Genomic DNA, 14,041 nt, shown 5'->3' on the forward strand with positions numbered 1-14,041 from the left:
AACTTAGTTAAATCATCTGTAATTTTATAAACCGTCATCATCCTTTCCAAACTTCATTCTTAGCTTCCAAGACCTCTTTAGGGTAGGTGCCACTCTTTAACTCCATTTTGACCCGAAGTAAGTTAGCCTCAAAGTGCTGTTTACTCGGAATACCCTTCGAAAATTTGGAACTAATCCAAGTTTCATAATTAAATGTATGGATCGAACGGTGAGCCGGAGACTTAGGTGCTTCCCAGTTAAAGTCCGTATGTTTTGCATAATTTGTTAACCAAACACCATTTACGGGCGCATTAATGCCAATTTTATGCATGTGCAAATTTAATCTTGCGGCTCTCATTTCTGCTTTTCTAAACCTTCCCGAGCCAGGAATGATATGGTGAGGCTCATGGTTTTTAGTTGGTTTAGGCTCTCCTGCAGCGGTTAGGTTATTAGCTAGTTTCGTCGTCGGATGATGCTTTTCAACGAACAACTCTTTCGCATTTTTTTTTAAGTTTTCTGCGGAGTATGATTGCAACTTAGATTGCATATCTTCAACTCGAGCATGAGCAATGAGTTCAATCCTCATTTTTTTCAAAAACCTCAAGTCTTGTGCTTCAAACTGCAATCGTTTTGCTCTTTGCTGTTCAGTTTCACCCGCAGGTGGAGCCACACGATACTTGCTATAGAAATCGTCGACTAACGCATCAAAACGATCTAAGGCCAACTCAGCTGCAGTTGGATTACTAGGACGATTCGTTTTTCGTCCAACTATACTCAAATTATGCTTCATACTCGTATCCCTCGAACAAACAAAGCCGTTGGATAACATTCACATAACTGACGAGCAAATAATCAATAGCCTTTATGTGGCCTACAGCTCAGATTTTTATGCAAGAAATAGCACTTTAAATCAACTTTAAGAAATAGCGGTTCACTACTCTAACCTTTAAGTTCTTATGACGACACAAACCGGACTAAGTCAATATTGGAAAAAGCCGCCCTTCGAGATAATCTGCCGTAATGCTATACCAATAAGAAAGCTCACTTTCATCAACTTCCATATGTGGTACAGGTTCATGTAATAGTGATTGCCAATAGGACTGATTCTCTTTAAATCGCTGATATTCAGATTGATAGAAGTGGCTCGCGTCTTGTTTTATATCGCTCAGGTCCAGATCTCTACAATTCAATGACCACCCTCTTGCACCAGCAGCCCAAACCATAAACTTGTCTACTTTATCCTTAGCCAGTTCTCCTTCAAACGTAATGCAGAAGCGATTGCTCGTATTCACATGCACTCCCCTGCTATGTAAGTTCTGACTCAGCTTTTCGGCCTGCTTTTCCAAACGGATGATTCTCTGATAAAGCTTGTTCTGATACTCCTCAGATTTCTGCTGCTTTTTGGCGATCGCTTTGGCCTTGATGGTTTGCTCTTTGGCATTTCGTAGCTTGCGGATTTGCCGCTTAATTGGCTTTTTCCACTGCTCAAGTTTGTAGCCCAACTCCTTAATTATTGCGGTCATATTGCCAGCTTCAAACGAAGCAAGAGTTTCCCAGGCAGGAGCTCTTGAGCACTTCGCTATATTGTATCTATTTCCCTTGATTAGCCCTTGATCAGCATTTTCACCTTTCGCAGCATAGCCAACAGCCTTGATAATGTAGGAACCGGCGGCTTTTGGCTTTTTGATTCGCTCTAGTTTCGCAAATCCATGTCCCCATATTTTTTCAAGTCGCTTAGCCCAAGGGCTAAAGAGATGCTCTGGTACAGTCCAACGTAGCAAAATATGAACGTGCGGATTAGGCTCTCCATCTTCATTGGCTGGACACTCGGCTACCCATATGTAATGGAAATCAGCAGGCAAGTCAGTCGGGCCAACATCGCCGGGCTGAACATGTTTAGCAACTTTCTCCTGAGATAAGTCGCAGTACTTTCGTCCACTATCTTTATCAACTTGGATGGTATGGTCCGCAACCCAGCCGCGTTGATACATTTTCTTTGCGCCATCAAGAAAACGAGAAACTTCTTTACCTATTGTTGTCTCTAAGGTTTTTTCCATCGAGAACTCTTGCTTGGGCTTTTGTTTAAGATCGCAATACGGCCCGGCTACGACACTGCCCTGGTTCATAGCTTTAACACGCTTACTATCTAAGGTTGGAAACAGCCAGTATTCTCCACCAATATCCGTGATTGGTTGGTCAACTTTCTTTTCACCACGCTTAGGATGTACTGTCACCATGTTGCGCTTATAGATTATTGGATGATGCGACCCCATGCTGACACACTCACTTCCATCCAACATTCCACCGAATATGGCCATTCGTTGTGCCTTGGTGAAAGTCAGAGTGAGAAAAGTAGAGAAACCACCATGGCAAGCTGCGGTGTAAGCCCCTGCCTCAAAGATTTTAGAAACTGAACGGGACGTCAGCTTTTCCGAGAACCTCTCACCACTGTTTTCCGAAGGCGCAGCACTAGATGGCGTTTCGGTTACCGCCTGAAACTTATAAGTTTCATTCCAAGACCGGTGCATTAGCTGCATTGAAATAGGAATCTTTTTAGGTTCGCCTTGTCCTCGTTTTCCATTCTGATTGAGAATGGCAGGTTTGGAGCGCTCGTTCATTTCATACAAAGCATCATGGCTAAAGTTGGCGTCGGCATTGCTGATGATACTTTTAGGGCGTAGAGACTTGCTCAGGCTCATCAATTGCTTAATTTGCTTGTCTTTTCTGTGGCGAAATTTCTCTGTCGGACTTTTGCGCCCTTTGACTAGCCTATACTCTTCGGCGATTCTCGCCGCCGCTTCGCGGTCGTGTTCCGAGAGGTAATTTACAGATTTATAGAAGTCAGTTCGCTCTTGAAGATCTCGCTCGCGCTTAGACTTTCGATTGGGAACGCGGTCATATATCGCTATTTTTTTGACCATTCCACTATCTAGAAGTGCTTGTTCTTGGTCTGAGTAAATTTTGGAACCTAAAAAACCAGCTTTATAGCTGGCGTCATTATTTTTGATTCGGTCAAGGGGCATCACTGCCCCGCCGATATAGAGAAGGTCAGACTGGTTCATACTCTATCCCTAATTTTTCTTTCGAAAACTTAACGAATAGTCTCTGTGTATCAGGAGACTTCAGAAAACCTTCGACCTCTTCGAGTCGAATAGTCATGGTTATGCCCCATCCTTCCGGCCCGGCAAAATATGCAATAGCACACTTTTCATATGTCTTTGTTCGTCCTTCCAAAATTTGAATGACATCATCACCGACACTAACTGAAGTAATCTTTTTATTTTTCATACCGCCTCCAGTTCTTGGGTCGTTACCAACATAAAGCCGCCTTTCCCATTGCCTTTACTCAGAACTCCTTTAGTTAAATGAGTGCAACTGAGGGATACACACGCTTGTTCGATCGCTTGGTCTAGTGAGTCGAAGTCGCCAACCATTACATTGGCAACTTCTTGAGTGTCTTCATGGCGGATAACACCGCCAGCTGGACAAAGCATTATTGCGGCATATTGCATAAATCAGGCTCCAGTTCTTTCTTATCGCGACGAATAGCAATGCGTTCAATCAGGTAATCTTCAATATTTAGTAGTTCTTCTAGCGCACGCTCTTTATCAATCAATACAACGTTGTGAGCGTTATTCGTTGTGTTTTCGTCGAACACAATCACGTTGAGAAGGCTCATTTTTGATGAGTACTCGATACGAATACTGATGACGTCTGAGCTATCCAACGCCAAAGCGAACAGACTATTGATGGTTGTTTGGATAGCGAGTTTGTTTGCAACTTCATTTAGATTCATCTTTTATGCTCCTACGCTAAGACGAAAAAAAGCCCCCTGTTACAGGGGCAAAGGCTTGGAGAATTAATGCGTACTACTGAGTTGGTAATGCTTGAGGCGTCGAACATCACCAAGATTGCGATCGAACAACGTCGCGATTTCTTTAATCTGTTGCATGCCGTTACGGATTTTTTGAAGTTCCAAATCATTGAAGCTTTCAAACTCTCGCACGTGCTCCGAGGCTTTCAGATCACCGGCGACTAAAACCATACCGCGAAAACGTGGTGGCATAGCGTCCCACAATTTTTTGAACTTGCCGCGTGTAGCGGAACCATTGAACAAGGCTTTACAAGCGGCAATGCTCTCGCTGGCGTTGGGTATTTGCTTTTGTTGTTCTTGTTGAATAGCTAGCTGACTCATTGGTTCTCCTTAGGCTAAGCCTGGAAGTGGCGCACCGTTGGCTAGGAAATCTGTGCCCATTTGCATGAGTGGCTGAAAGCCGGTGGTGCGGTTTTCTAAATCGTTGACGAACAAAACCAAGTTGCCGATGGCCGCTTGAACCTTGGCAATGGTTTTGCGCTTTTGACTGCGAGGTAAACGGTCTGCGCTGCACATGTGCATTGCATCGCTAGACAGCTCACCTGAATATTGGTTGTTAAGTAACGTGCGCTCTAGAAGGTTCTTCTCTTCCCCGTCTTGAGGTAACTGAACCGTCACGACACCAAGGTCAGCAAAGAGTGTGTTCACAATGGTGTAATCGCCGGATTCTTTACTCAGCAATGCCAAATCCACTGGATCTAGTTTGTGAGGCTGTTCTGGGTTTAGCTTGTTACGCAGCATTCTCCCAGTTAGGCCGATGCGTGGAGCCAGCTTTTCCATATTATGATTGATAGCGAAGTCGCAGCATGCAGCGTTAAAAGATTGCTGTTTGCGTTCGCGGAATCCGCACATAGCGATATTTGCGTCCATGATCCACACTCTTACATCAAAGGCGGTACGAGAATGACAACCAACGCGAACACATTTAGCCACATTGGGCAGTGCGTTTTAGTTGGAATAAGAGAGGAAAAGCCCATTACTTACCCAAGCGCAGCAATGGCTTCACGCGCCGCCATTTCGTGCATAGCAACCATGTTAATCAGCGGCTTATCGCGGCGTTTGTCTTTTGGCTTGATGATGACGCGACCTTCAGTCACGTATTGTTTGATGGTGCCCATAGGTAAACCAGTAAGGCGAGAGTATTCTTCGTAAGTCACATATGGACTTAGTGGAGGTATCTTGTACGTTAACATGGTGATATCCTTGTATTTATATCTATCTTCTTCGGTTGTCTCTTGCTTTGGTCGGCGTAACATCCGAAAACAAGTTTAGTATTGATCCGATTTTTCGTACGGTCAACGTATTTTCGTACAAAATTGAAATCAATCACATAATGGTGAACGATTATGAGTGCAGAATTGGCTATTTTTGATTACATCAAAGGCGAGGCATTCACTGACAAACTAAAAGAAATCAATGGCGTAAATTCTCTTGGAGAACTGGCGCAGATATATGGTGTACCTAAAACCACTTTTAGTACTTGGAACTCACACAACAGAAACTCACACGAACTGGTTGTAAGAACTCATTTACGTACGGGCATCCCGGTTAAAGAGCTGATTCTTCCCAACGACTATCCTGAAGCCGAATTACACCATTCTTTTTGGGGCAATCAAAAAGCGCCTGAAGCAGAGGTAACTTCATCTAGTCCAGAGTTACATAACCCTCAGCTAGCCGTCGTAGCGATTAAGAGCTTCTGCCTCACGAACGGTCAACTTTTGCCAACTGGAGAAATCCCATACGCACAACGCATGTTCAACTCTTGGGATTTAGAAGCCAGCAACACCATTGAGATCGAAACGAACGAAGGCCGATTTTTGGTAGATAAAAAACAGAACGATGCAGTGAGTGGCGAGTATTTGATTGATATGAATGGGCGTCTATCCATCAACCACATTCAAAGATTACCAAACAAACTAGCAGTCGTGTTTGGCAACGCGACGGTTGAAGTATCAGAAGAAGATATAAAAGTGATTGGCCGCGTAGCGGTGGCGTTGGAGAAAAAGTAGTGTCTACTAAACCGCTCTCTCCCGCAGATATAGCAACCATCATTGCTTCAGTTACAGCTGTGGTTACTTTCATTGTAAGTGCTACTACATATGTAAAAAGTACTAATAGAGAGAGAAAAACTAAAACTCTTGATTACTGGGAAGCTTCGCAAAACGCTCTAACCGAAGCAGTGAATAATCTCTCTAAAATACATAAAGAACCATGGACAGAAGATATCGCAAAAAGACACCTAGGTTCGAGTAATCGTGAGCAGATTATCAATGGCCTCAGTGCATTTGAGCGGTTAGCAATGGGAATCAACTTAGGTATTTATGATATTAAAGTTATTAATAAACTGGGAGGAAGCTTACTTGTTGAATCTTTCGTTTCCTACGCTCAACTCATCGCTCTATTAGAGCACGAAGAATCACCAATAGTGTTCAGTGAGTTTAAATCTCTATATGCAAAGCTAGAGAAAATACGTAAATGAAAAGGCACCAGATTGGTGCCTTTGAATAATTATAATTCTGCAATAATTTTTCTAGGTAGCCGTACTAATTTATAGCTATTTGGGCTCAATCCCGTCACTGAAGATGCATATGCCTCTTCATTTTCATCAAAAGACGCCGCGACTATGCTTTGTAGCCCTCTCGTATCAGCTAGGGTCTTTAGCATCTCATTTACACTCTGAGTACTCATTGAATGCTGAGCAGGCTCATCAAACAAAAGTACACCGAGATGATTGCCACTATGAGTAGACGAGGCCTTGTATAAAGAGATCAAATAGGACCATATTAATCTTACAAAATCACTCGCAGATGAATCTGTTTTAATGTCAGTAGAATTATTTCTTTCAACCCTCCCCCTTAATTCTTTATCTTTTAGGTATGGCAGTAGCGTTTCTGACTTAATCTCTATCTCGCCTACGTCAGCACTTCGATAGCCAAACTTTTTCGCTAGTGATTTAAAACCTTCCGTAAATGATTTAATTTTACTCATATCCTTTCTTGATACTGAATATTTTGACAATGACTCAATATCTCCGTTTAACTTCTTATACTTAATAGCCAATCCAGATAACGTCGCAAGAGTGCTGATTACTTTTTCTTCAACTTGAACAACTTCTTGCTGGCGGTTTTCGATATAAACTCTGCGCCTTACATCTGCTTCTTTAACACTTTCTGTAGATTTTATATCTCTTTTCAAAGAAACCAGCTCTTTTCTAAGTTTGACCACTTCTCGGTTTATGGCTAACAACTGATTTTTATCTCTCTCAATGTTTTTTGCTAGCCCATCAAGCAGTGATTGCGTCATCTTCTTTTGGTTGTTTAAGTGCGTAATGTTTTCTTGAAGGGTCATAGGCATCGCTACACTGTCAGGCGATATCAGTATGTCATCAATAGGATTTAGGCAAGTGTGGCACTTACCTTTTACAAAATCCAAGTCAGCTTCATTTGCTCCAAATTTGACAAGTTTTTCAGTCAACTTGTTATCTTTTAAATCTTTCTCAATACTTTTTAAACTATCAATATATTGGTGTTGCTGAGATTCATTTATTTTAATCTGCTTCCCACACATTCCCTGCATGAGCAATAACTCGTCAATCCTATTTTGTACTCGTTCAATTTCTTGAACTAGTCCTTCAGGTTCATCGTCTAAATTATCTTTTCGGCCTTTATTCAACAGTTCTAATTCATCAAATAGCTGTTGTTTCAAAGTATCAATCGTTATGAAATTGCCATCAACGTTCTCACCAATCAAAACGAGGTTAGGGTCAAACTCAGATGTGGGTGTCTTACTAACACCTGTGATAGATAAGTACTTACCTTCTGCGGTAACTTTGATTTCTGTTACCAACTCAGACCAAAACGTCATGATCTCAGAGCGTTTAGACTGTAGCTCACTTAGCTTTTTAGCATTTCTGAAACTATCGAGATCAAGTAAAAAACTAGCTACTTTTTCTCTCATTCCACTAACACCATAATATGGGATATTTGCAATATAATCCGTCCAGCCTCCTTTTTGCTCTATCAGTAGGGCAGCGAAAACGGACTGCAAATACAATTTCGTTTCTCGACCTTTGTTATCTGACAACGTTGGAAGCTCTAACCCTAGGAATCGTTCCAAATACGCATAAAAACCTTTTCGTTGATCTTGTGCCGAACCTGCGTCATGCAAAAACGTATATTGACTATGTAAATTTCTAAGCTCAGGATTTGTTAAATATGGCCCCTCTATCACCTGAATTAGTTTTGTATCTACCTCTTTAGAAACAATTGCCCTTTTTAGAGTGATTATTTGTCCAAATTTATTCTCTATTTCCAGATAAACTGTCGAACTAATTACTCGTTTTTCTTCACTATCAAGAACAAATCGATCTTTAAGTGCATACGGCAAAGAAATATTTCCTTTTAAGCCGATGATCTCTTCCATCCCTAAGGCATAGATTAGAGAGTTCACAAAAGTACTCTTGCCTGAAGAGTTATCTCCTCGGATTATATTAAGTCCGGAGCCAAATCCTATTTTGTAGCCATAGTCTTTATTGTCTGTGGCAGAGACTTTGACAAACAATTGATTAAATTTCATCTGCCCACCTTTTAGCCGCTTTGGTAATCATTGTTTCTGTAATTTTTTTTGCTATCAACTTCAGCTCTACTGTGTCAGTATCGAAAAGCTTCAATAGTCCAGAGCCAGAGATAAAACTCTCGGCTTTTTCTGTCAATTGGTATGATCCATTTGATGTTCTAGCGACAAGTCCCTCGGAAACAGCGTAACTTAAAGCCATATTTAGGGAAGGGTCTATCCCCCAAACACCAATTAACATTTCTTTTTTTTCTGCTGAGAGTTGTAACGCTTTCATTCGCTTCTCCTCCAGCATCGCCCAGTTGAACAGATGCAATTTTAGTAGGCTTGCTTTCCCCCCTGAACAACACAATTTGAGGATAAGTAGTATCTTACCAATCTTATACATTGGCCGAAGCTCTGGTATCACCGCAGACTTTTTCCGTGAGAACACCAATTTACTCATTATTCAATCCTCATTGGGCACTCTGCAATCCAGCGAGCAACCATATGTTTGGTTATTGAGACCAAATCTTCATGTTCGATTGACGATATATATAGATCTTTACTAAATCGAGCCATCAACCTATCTTCAACACCTGTAATCAGGTTTTGAGGAGTGCTTTCCCAAGTGAGCGACAACTCTTCGACTTCATCCTCAAATTTATTAACTAACTTAGCTATACGCTCATAAAGCTCAGGTGACTCAGTAAAAATACGCCTCAAAATATCGTACCCACTCAAATAATTTTTCTTAGTCAGTTCATTTAAACGATCATGAACCGAAGGCTTATACATATCTTTGACAACGCTACGAATTTCATTTTTGTCACTTATATTATCATCGTACTCTGTTTTTAATTCGGGCTCAGTTATCACCGCCCCAGAAGCACTACTAAAACTTAATTGTGTACCATTAAGGACTTGTATTGCTCTTATCTCTTGAATATACGTTTCTAAATCTTTTACTAAAATTTCAAAATCATTAGCAATGAAGGACAAGCCCGCGCTCTTGACCTCAGATGCCTTTAGTCGAGCATGAGCATGAATATCGTTCTTTGCAATTCTTGGAGTGATAAACCACCAGTGAGACATTTTGTATTCTCCAAGGCGTTTAGCTATTTCGCTCTCATATTTGGTTAGTTTATTTATATCTCTTGTTATTTTATCAATCTGCTTTTGATGCAGCGTTTTAGTATCGTAGTTTTCATCGGGGCAATAGCATTGAATCAAAATCCCCTCGTGCAACACAAACCCCTCGATACCGAGATCTCCTGGAGACGCCACCATTTCCTGATAGTTATCGTACTTTTTTTTGAAAACCGCTTGAATAAAGCCTTCCCAAGTATCCCCATCTAATGGGCCTATAGCAGTGTGGAACATATATTTGCGTGCCTATCAAACATAAATAAACCACATCATACCCACTCATACTTTCTCGGTTAATCATTACTAGGTCTAATACCGTTCTAATACAAACAATTGAGAAGGTACCCAATAGAACCAATACTCACAATTGACAAACAACTCACTAAAAACTCATCGTTATGGAAAGAAAACTACTCAAACAACTGCCATAAACCATGTTCGCCCTTCATCATCTTAAACATTGAGTTTTTCAAACAATACAATTACTGTATATACATACAGCTCTATTTTCAATATTATTTATGACAATTCGAAACCTCAAAGACGGCAGTAAGAAACCTTGGCTTTGTGAGTGTTACCCGCAAGGCCGCTCTGGTAAACGAGTCCGTAAACGCTTCGCGACCAAAGGTGAAGCTACTGCATTTGAACTGCACTTAATGAAAGAGGTGGATGATAAGCCGTGGCTGGGAAATAAGCCCGATCATCGTAGGATGTCTGATTTAGTCAAATTATGGTTCAAACTGCATGGTAAGAATCTCAAGTCCGGTGATCATACTCGCCTGCGTTTAGAAAGCATGGTTTCAGACTTGGGCAACCCTATCGCTTCACACCTTAACGCTAAACAACTCGCCACTTATCGTTCTAGCCGTTCTAACAAAGGTCGTGGCCAGCAACACAAAGAGCTTTCCATTGCTTCGAATAATGTGGACTTTGGGTTGCTCAAAGCGTTGTTCAATAAGTTGATAAAGCTTGGAGAGTGGAAACTGCCTAATCCGGTTGATGGTATTGAGGCAATCAAAAAGCCAGAGTCCGAACTTGCGTTCCTGACCGAACAGGAAATTCGACACTTGTTTGAAGTTGCTCAACAAAGCCCGGTTGGTGATGAGCTAACGAAGATATATAAGGTTTGCCTGGCGACTGGTGCGCGTATCAGGGAAGCAATTTATCTGAAGGGTTCTAACCTGACGAAATACCGCATTACCTACAACAATACCAAAGGCAAACGAAACAGAACGGTACCGATTTCTGAAGAGTTGTATAACCAAATCTATAAGCCAACCAATGACCGCCTTTTCACTTGCGGTTACGGCGTGGCGTACAAATGGTTAACTAAAGCCCTGCCCCACTTACCAGAAGGCCAAGCGACTCACGTTTTACGTCATACGTTCGCGAGCCACTTTATGACTAATGGCGGCAACATTCTTGTATTGAAGGAAATCCTAGGCCATCAGCATATCGATCACACGATGATTTACGCGCACTTTTCACCAAACCATTTGAGTGATGCTGTGAGGTTTAATCCTCTAAGTTCACTAAAGATTTAGGGCTAGAAGTTCATAAAGCTTGGGCATTTTTCTTTTTAAACTGTCGAATTTGGCGTTTGGTAGGCTTACAAACAAAGCTAGTGTATGCCTCTTTATCTGTACCTATGTTAATTGCTAACCACCAGAGAGATATACCTTCTGGGTGCTTCTCGGTTGGTACCAAAGGATCGTATTCGATAACTGCCTGGCTCATGATTTTTCCCTACCTCACCTTATATTGTGCTTATTTCATCAAAATTTCACTTTATGCAATTAAATGATTACGTGGTAGCTTGTATTTGTAAATGATTAAGTTCAACAACACGAAAGGTGCAGGTATGCAACTAACAAAAACTGAATATATATTGCGTAGTATCAGTAAGATTCGTAACAAGAAATGGGAATTTTTTATTGTTACACGAATTATCCACGCTTTACCTGATGATATTGAATTTATTACACAGCAATTGGTACGCTTCCCTGATGGGACTAGGGCTCTCACGGATTTGTATTTCCCCCAATTTAACATCCATGTAGAGATAGATGAACGCTTTCATGAAGGTCAGAGGGACGCAGATTCGAAGCGAGAGTTAGATATCATACAAGTAACTGAGCATTCTATTACTCGCATTAAAATAGCGGATAACAACAAACAAGACCGTCCCCTCAACGAAATTTGTTCCGACGTAGACTCTATTGTTAACAAAATTTTAGCTTTGAAAAACGAACAGATATCAAATAATGAATTCTGCCCGTGGGACTTTGAACGCAGATACTCTGCTAAACCAGTTATCGAGTCAGGTGTCGTTTCTATCAAAGGCAATATTGTATTCCAGAAACAAATTGAAGCACTGCGATGCTTTGGTTTCAAGGGAAAAGGCTATCAACGAGGAGCTTGGCAAATTCCTGATGGTTCAAAAGATATGGTTTGGTTTCCAAGACTTTATGAGCACGGTCTATGGCACAACGAGTTAACCGCAGATGGGAAGAAAATCATAGAACGTGCGCTTAACAATAATGAAGAGGCCCTAGTATCTATACAAAAACAAAAAGAGCGTGAAGTCGCTGATGGCAGTAGAAAAACTATAGTTTTTGCAAAAGCTCGTGATTCGTTGGGATTTAATCTTTACAGATATGTGGGAACTTTTCGTATGAACCTTGATGAAAGTACGGAAACAGAGATTATCTTCGATAGAGTTAGTGAAGAAGAGAAAGTTAGAGTATTGGCAAGTGACAACAGCCAAATCGATTATGAACCTGAGGCTAAATGGGGTTCAGGCCCATCTCGTGACGATTCAATCGCTATTATGAAAGCGATTAAATCAGGCAAACTACAAATGAAATAATTGAATCTGGAGCTAAGAAAAAGGAAAGTATCAAACAACGAATGAGCTCTAAATCTAATGTAGATTGGGTTTCTCATTAGTGACTTATCTAGGCGCTCTGTTTGGTTTACCAAGCGATTCTTTCGTATCTCACCAGCTAATATTAATGGCGACAAAGTGGCGGCAGAGGTCAGTTTTTGTCGTTATTGATAAGTCTTAGTCAGATTAAGTAGATTATTAATCTCTTATATAACAAGGCATAGCAAGGACTGGATAGGCTTTAGAGGGTTGTAAGACATAATAAAGCTTTATGTTCATTCCACTAACCTAAAAAGAAAAAGGAGCCAGTACGGCTCCTTCGTATTCTATCGCTAAATGTGAGTATTTACGAATTACTCAGCTTGATCTTCAGCGCGCGCTGCAGCTTCTTTGATTAGAGGCTGAAGTTCACCTTTTTGGAACATTTCTAGAATGATGTCGCAACCGCCGATAAGCTCGCCTTCAACCCATAGTTGAGGGAATGTTGGCCATTGTGCGTACTTTGGTAGCTCAGCACGGATATCTGGGTTTTGCAGAATGTCTACGTAAGCGAACTTCTCACCACATGCCATTAGAGCCTGTGACGCTTGAGAAGAGAAACCACAGCTTGGCAGTTTCGGTGATCCTTTCATGTACAGCAGGATTGAGTTTTCAGAGATCTGCTGTTTGATTTTGTCGATAGTTTCCATCGCTTCCTCATTCATGGGTTTGAACTTTGTTTATTTGCCACATTCTACTCAATAACGACAGAATAAAAACCATATAATTAATAAGGCTTAACTTTAGGTTGCTTGATGGCGAACAATTCAGCACTTCACAGCCGCTAACCCCTTAAAATATTTTCATATCGGGGTTTTAATAAAGTAAAAACTTGCTAAAATACTTAGCAAGTCAGCCTTAAAGGCTACATAGCTATAAAAAACACTGGAAGCAATCGAAAGGTCATCCTTTCAAATCAATGGAGAATCGAGTAATGGCATTTGAACTACCAGCTCTTCCTTACGCGAAAGACGCACTAGAACCACACATCTCAGCAGAGACTCTAGACTACCACCACGGTAAGCACCACAACACTTACGTTGTTAAGCTAAATGGTCTTATCCCTGGCACTGAGTTCGAAGGCAAAACTCTAGAAGAGATCATCAAGACTTCTACTGGTGGCGTATTCAACAACGCAGCGCAAATCTGGAACCACACGTTCTACTGGCACTGTCTTGCTCCAAACGCAGGCGGCGAGCCAACTAGCGCAGTTGCTGACGCAATCAACGCAGCATTCGGTTCTTTCGAAGAATTCAAAGCGAAGTTTACTGATTCAGCAATCAACAACTTCGGTTCTTCATGGACTTGGCTTGTTAAGAAAGCTGACGGCTCTCTAGAGATCGTTAACACTTCTAACGCTGCTACTCCTCTAACAGAAGAAGGTACAACACCACTTCTAACTGTTGACCTGTGGGAACACGCATACTACATCGATTACCGCAACGTACGTCCTGATTACATGAACGGCTTCTGGGCACTTGTAAACTGGGACTTCGTAGCTGAGAACCTAGCGAAGTAATTTTACTTCCCCCTAAGTTCAATTTAGTCTTATTTTAAAAGCT

18 protein-coding genes are annotated in these 14,041 nt (G+C 41.3%); 5 read left to right on the forward strand and 13 right to left on the reverse strand.

The features are described 5' to 3' along the window. Positions 1 to 37: 37 nt before the first annotated feature. From NB463_RS00060 to NB463_RS00095, 8 genes are all read right to left on the reverse strand, one after another. The gene (locus NB463_RS00060; protein ID WP_086484683.1) at positions 38 to 769 is read right to left on the reverse strand and encodes an AHH domain-containing protein; all 732 of its coding nucleotides are present in this window, start codon (positions 767 to 769) and stop codon (positions 38 to 40) included. Positions 770 to 953: 184 nt separating this feature from the next. Beyond that, entirely contained in the window at positions 954 to 3,041 is a 2,088-nt protein-coding gene (locus NB463_RS00065) for a rolling circle replication-associated protein (RefSeq protein ID WP_140305229.1), read from the reverse strand. Then, the gene (locus tag NB463_RS00070) at positions 3,028 to 3,267 is read right to left on the reverse strand and encodes a hypothetical protein (RefSeq protein WP_140099116.1); all 240 of its coding nucleotides are present in this window, start codon (positions 3,265 to 3,267) and stop codon (positions 3,028 to 3,030) included. Before NB463_RS00070 ends, NB463_RS00065 begins: the two co-directional genes overlap by 14 nt. Then, complete coding sequence (locus tag NB463_RS00075) at positions 3,264 to 3,491, reverse strand: hypothetical protein (RefSeq protein ID WP_104974954.1); 228 nt, start codon at positions 3,489 to 3,491, stop codon at positions 3,264 to 3,266. The genes NB463_RS00070 and NB463_RS00075 overlap by 4 nt, the downstream gene beginning before the upstream one ends. After that, the gene (locus NB463_RS00080; RefSeq protein ID WP_140099114.1) at positions 3,473 to 3,775 is read right to left on the reverse strand and encodes a hypothetical protein; all 303 of its coding nucleotides are present in this window, start codon (positions 3,773 to 3,775) and stop codon (positions 3,473 to 3,475) included. The genes NB463_RS00075 and NB463_RS00080 overlap by 19 nt, the downstream gene beginning before the upstream one ends. A gap of 63 nt (positions 3,776 to 3,838) precedes the next feature. Further along, positions 3,839 to 4,174: a hypothetical protein gene (locus NB463_RS00085; RefSeq protein WP_140099111.1), complete on the reverse strand. Its 336-nt coding sequence runs from the start codon at positions 4,172 to 4,174 to the stop codon at positions 3,839 to 3,841. A 9-nt stretch (positions 4,175 to 4,183) separates the two neighbouring features. Continuing rightward, positions 4,184 to 4,723 (reverse strand): phage regulatory CII family protein, encoded by a 540-nt coding sequence (locus NB463_RS00090; protein WP_104971994.1) that lies wholly within the window; start codon positions 4,721 to 4,723, stop codon positions 4,184 to 4,186. A 110-nt stretch (positions 4,724 to 4,833) separates the two neighbouring features. Beyond that, positions 4,834 to 5,046, reverse strand: coding sequence for a hypothetical protein (locus tag NB463_RS00095; protein ID WP_017821157.1), 213 nt, complete (start codon positions 5,044 to 5,046; stop codon positions 4,834 to 4,836). Between the two features lie 153 nt (positions 5,047 to 5,199). On the opposite strand from NB463_RS00095, the gene NB463_RS00100 reads away from it, so the two are divergent. Together NB463_RS00100 and NB463_RS00105 are read left to right on the forward strand one after the other, a co-directional pair. Continuing rightward, positions 5,200 to 5,862, forward strand: coding sequence for a helix-turn-helix domain-containing protein (locus NB463_RS00100; RefSeq protein WP_140099109.1), 663 nt, complete (start codon positions 5,200 to 5,202; stop codon positions 5,860 to 5,862). Next, a complete protein-coding gene (locus tag NB463_RS00105; protein ID WP_258515948.1) occupies positions 5,862 to 6,332 on the forward strand; it encodes a DUF4760 domain-containing protein in 471 nt (156 codons plus the stop codon). The genes NB463_RS00100 and NB463_RS00105 overlap by 1 nt, the downstream gene beginning before the upstream one ends. A gap of 29 nt (positions 6,333 to 6,361) precedes the next feature. Here the strand turns inward: NB463_RS00105 and NB463_RS00110 are convergent, their stop codons facing one another. From NB463_RS00110 to NB463_RS00120, 3 genes are all read right to left on the reverse strand, one after another. Further along, positions 6,362 to 8,428, reverse strand: a complete 2,067-nt coding sequence (locus NB463_RS00110) for a hypothetical protein (RefSeq protein WP_258515949.1) — start codon at positions 8,426 to 8,428, stop codon at positions 6,362 to 6,364. Then, entirely contained in the window at positions 8,418 to 8,702 is a 285-nt protein-coding gene (locus tag NB463_RS00115; RefSeq protein WP_258515950.1) for a hypothetical protein, read from the reverse strand. The genes NB463_RS00110 and NB463_RS00115 overlap by 11 nt, the downstream gene beginning before the upstream one ends. A 167-nt stretch (positions 8,703 to 8,869) precedes the next feature. Further along, entirely contained in the window at positions 8,870 to 9,787 is a 918-nt protein-coding gene (locus NB463_RS00120; RefSeq protein WP_258515951.1) for a hypothetical protein, read from the reverse strand. A gap of 287 nt (positions 9,788 to 10,074) precedes the next feature. Between NB463_RS00120 and NB463_RS00125 the strand changes: the two genes are divergently transcribed. Beyond that, the gene (locus tag NB463_RS00125) at positions 10,075 to 11,097 is read left to right on the forward strand and encodes a phage integrase (protein ID WP_140099318.1); all 1,023 of its coding nucleotides are present in this window, start codon (positions 10,075 to 10,077) and stop codon (positions 11,095 to 11,097) included. Between the two features lie 10 nt (positions 11,098 to 11,107). Here the strand turns inward: NB463_RS00125 and NB463_RS00130 are convergent, their stop codons facing one another. Continuing rightward, positions 11,108 to 11,290 carry a DUF7279 family protein gene (locus NB463_RS00130; protein ID WP_140052884.1) on the reverse strand — a complete coding sequence of 61 codons (183 nt, stop codon included), beginning with the start codon at positions 11,288 to 11,290 and terminating at the stop codon, positions 11,108 to 11,110. A gap of 124 nt (positions 11,291 to 11,414) precedes the next feature. On the opposite strand from NB463_RS00130, the gene NB463_RS00135 reads away from it, so the two are divergent. After that, a complete protein-coding gene (locus NB463_RS00135) occupies positions 11,415 to 12,422 on the forward strand; it encodes an AbaSI family restriction endonuclease (RefSeq protein WP_258515952.1) in 1,008 nt (335 codons plus the stop codon). A gap of 371 nt (positions 12,423 to 12,793) precedes the next feature. Here the strand turns inward: NB463_RS00135 and NB463_RS00140 are convergent, their stop codons facing one another. Then, on the reverse strand, positions 12,794 to 13,129 hold the full coding sequence (locus NB463_RS00140) for a Grx4 family monothiol glutaredoxin (protein WP_017635833.1): 336 nt from the start codon (positions 13,127 to 13,129) through the stop codon (positions 12,794 to 12,796). Positions 13,130 to 13,413: 284 nt separating this feature from the next. Here NB463_RS00140 and sodB point away from each other — a divergent pair, with 284 nt between their 5' ends. Then, on the forward strand, positions 13,414 to 13,998 hold the full coding sequence (gene sodB, locus NB463_RS00145; RefSeq protein ID WP_258432448.1) for a superoxide dismutase [Fe]: 585 nt from the start codon (positions 13,414 to 13,416) through the stop codon (positions 13,996 to 13,998). Positions 13,999 to 14,041 lie beyond the last annotated feature (43 nt).

This window comes from Vibrio sp. RM-41-2B, from assembly GCF_024744415.1.
Lineage (GTDB): Bacteria > Pseudomonadota > Gammaproteobacteria > Enterobacterales > Vibrionaceae > Vibrio > Vibrio diabolicus.